Origin of the sequence: Frankia sp. AgKG'84/4 (genome assembly GCF_023242965.2) — a bacterium.
Classification (GTDB): domain Bacteria; phylum Actinomycetota; class Actinomycetes; order Frankiales; family Frankiaceae; genus Frankia.
The window spans coordinates 1-2800 of the sequence record NZ_JALKFU020001161.1 but is presented as its reverse complement, the minus strand read 5'-3'; the positions used below and the strand labels follow the sequence as shown (position 1 = coordinate 2800).

Genomic DNA, 2800 nt, shown 5'->3' with positions numbered 1-2800 from the left:
CGGCGGGAGCGGGCGGCACGGCGGGAGCGGGCGACGAGGTGCCAGCCCCGGCGGGCGGCAGCCAGCTCACGGCGGCGGCCACCCCCCACGGTGGCCGCCCCCCCACCCTCCCGTCCCTGCTCGTCTGGGTCGTCGGGCTGACCGTCGCCGTCACGCTGGGTGGCGCGCTCGGAGTCGGCGCGCACCTGCTCGCCGCCGCGCTTCGCCGCCGTCGCGCGCGACCTGCCTGGGTGGATCGCGCGGTGGCCCCCTATCCCTCGGCGCCCCCCGGCTGGACCGACCGGGTGCCCGCGTCCACGGGCCGAGAGTCGGGCCACCCCTAACATGGCCACATGACACACGCGCTCCTGGACGAGCTGTCCTGGCGTGGACTGATCCACGACAGTACCGATCCCGCCGAGCTACGGGACCACCTCGACACCGGCGCGCGGCGCTGCTACATCGGCTTCGACCCGACCGCACCATCGCTGACCATCGGCAACCTGCTGCCGATCACGCTGCTGATCCGCGCCGCGCGGGCCGGTGTCGGGGCGGTGGCCCTGTTCGGCGGCGGCACCGGGCTGATCGGCGACCCGTCCGGCAAATCGGTCGAGCGCAGCCTGCTGACCGCCGAGGACGTGCGGGCGAACGTCGCCCACCACCGCGAGATCTTCGAGACCATCGCCGGCCAGGCGCTCGAAGCCGACCAGCTGCCGACCTTCGTCGACAACGCCGACTGGCTCGGCGGGCTCGGCATGATCGAGTTCCTGCGGGACGTCGGCAAGCACTTCCCCGTCGCGGAGATGACCCGGCGCGATTCGGTGCGCCGCCGCCTCGACGACCCCGACGTCGGCCTGACCTACACCGAGTTCACCTACTCGCTGCTGCAGGCGTACGACTACCGCCGGCTGCGCGAGGACCATGGCGTGACGCTCCAGATGGGCGCGTCCGACCAGTGGGGCAACATCGTCGCCGGGATCGACTACGTGCGCCGGGTGCTGCGCACCCAGGTCCACGGGCTGACCTGCCCGCTGCTGCTGCGCTCCGACGGCACGAAGTTCGGCAAGTCGGAGAAGGGCGCGGTGTGGCTGACCGCCGACCGGACCTCGCCGTACACGCTGTACCAGTTCCTGATCAATCTGTCGGACGACGGCGCCCGCCGGTTCGCGCTGTTCTTCTCGCTGACCGACCGGGAGCCGTTGGAGCGGCTGTTCGCCGAGCATGCCGAGGCGCCCGGCCGCCGGGCGCTGCAGCGCCACCTCGCCCGGGAGATCACCGCGCTGGTGCACGGGCAGCCCGCCGTCGACGCCGCCGAGGCCGCGTCCGCGGCGCTGTTCAGCGGGGACGTGCAGGCGATCGGCGCGGACCTGCTCTCCGACGTGTTCGCCGATGTGCCGGCGGTGACCGAGCCGCTCGGCCGACTGTCGGCGGACGGCGGCTGGCCGGTCCTCGAACTGCTGATCGCCACCGGCCTCGCCAGCAGCCGCCGCGACGCCCGCGAGCACCTCGGCAACCGCGCCGTGCTGGTCAACGGCGAGCGGGCCGCGCTCGAGGACGCCGTCACCGAGAAGGACCTGCTGCACGGCTCGGTCATCCTGGTCCGCCGCGGCAAGCGCGAGTGGCGGGTCGTCCGGTTCGCCTGAGCGGCGTCCCGGCCGGCCACCGGTACCCGCCACCGCCTCAGGCGGCGGGTCGGCGGGGCGCGCCGCGGCTCAGGGGGCCGGCGGCCCGGCGAGCAGCCCCTTGATGTAGGCAGCGTGCTCGTCGGCGGTCGCCTTCTGACCGCGGGCACGGGAGAGCACCGTGCGCCCGGCATAGCCGGCGACGAGCATCGAGCGCATCACGTTCACCCGCGACGGGGCGTTGTGCTTGCGCAGGTAGCGCACCATCGACGCGCCCCGCATCTGGAGCATCCAGGTCTTCCCCGCGCCGCTGCCGCCGGCGCCGTGCGGCACCAGCAGGTCGGTGTGCAGCTTCTGGCGCAGGCCGGCCTCGCGGATCGCCCGGCCGAACGCCATGTCCTCGTTGTAGACGTAGAACGTCTCGTCGAAGGCGCCGAGTTCGAGGAACGTCGAGCGGCGCACCGCCATGCACGCGCCCGTCAGCCACTCGGGGTTCATCGGCCGGCCGGGGGTCGGCCGGGCGAACAACGCCGAGGTCGGCGCGAGCTTGTGCGCGCCGAGGACGTGCAGCAGCACCCGGCGCGGCGTCGGCTCCCACCCACCGTTGCCGAGCTCGGGCCTGCCATCGTGGCCCTTCATCGTCGCCGCGCTGGTCACCAGTTCCGGGTCGGCGGCGAGATCGTCGACGAGGACGTCGATGACCTCGACGGTGGGCCGGCTGTCCGGGTTGCCGAGGACGACGATGTCGTAGCGGGACGAGCGGATGCCCATGTTGGCGGCCTTCGCGAAGCCCTTGCCGCCGCCGGAGTCGAGGTAGCGGCTGTTCGGCCGGTCGGCCAGCAGTTCCTCGACGTTGTCGGCGCCCTTGGCGTTGTCGACGACGACCACCGGCATGTCGGCGGGCAGCGTCGCGAACAGCCCCTCGAGCTGATCCCGACTGTGATAGCTGACCAGCACGAGCTCGTACTGCCAGGTGGTTCGCCTGGATCCCTCGACCGTCACAGCGGCACGCTCCTCACTGCGTGGACTCCACGCGGACTCCTGGGGCACCGCCGTGCGGCCGGGCAGCCCCACGGCGGTGAATCTCCGGGGCCGGGGCGGCCCCGGTGGTCTCACCCCGGCGGCCGGCTCAGCTGCCGGCAGCGCTCAGCGCGTCGGACGGCGACGCGGACGGCCCCGACCCGTTGACACCCGACGCC

The 2800-nt window shown here is 73.5% G+C and carries 2 protein-coding genes and 1 pseudogene; 2 read left to right on the top strand and 1 reads right to left on the bottom strand.

Going from position 1 to position 2800, the window contains the following annotated elements:
* Nucleotides 1–323 (top strand): annotated as a pseudogene (locus tag MXD58_RS28170) (hypothetical protein); the annotation flags it as partial.
* A gap of 9 nt (nucleotides 324–332) precedes the next feature.
* Entirely contained in the window at nucleotides 333–1622 is a 1290-nt protein-coding gene (gene tyrS / locus MXD58_RS28165) for a tyrosine--tRNA ligase (RefSeq protein WP_248836507.1), read from the top strand.
* 69 nt (nucleotides 1623–1691) lie between these two features.
* Here tyrS and MXD58_RS28160 read toward each other — a convergent pair whose 3' ends face one another.
* On the bottom strand, nucleotides 1692–2603 hold the full coding sequence (locus MXD58_RS28160; protein ID WP_248836506.1) for a glycosyltransferase: 912 nt from the start codon (nucleotides 2601–2603) through the stop codon (nucleotides 1692–1694).
* Nucleotides 2604–2800: the final 197 nt, after the last annotated feature.

Bases quoted from the DNA above. Each gene is read 5' to 3' on its own strand.
- tyrS (WP_248836507.1), top strand. From the start codon at position 333: ATGACACACGCGCTCCTGGACGAGCTGTCCTGGCGTGGACTGATCCAC.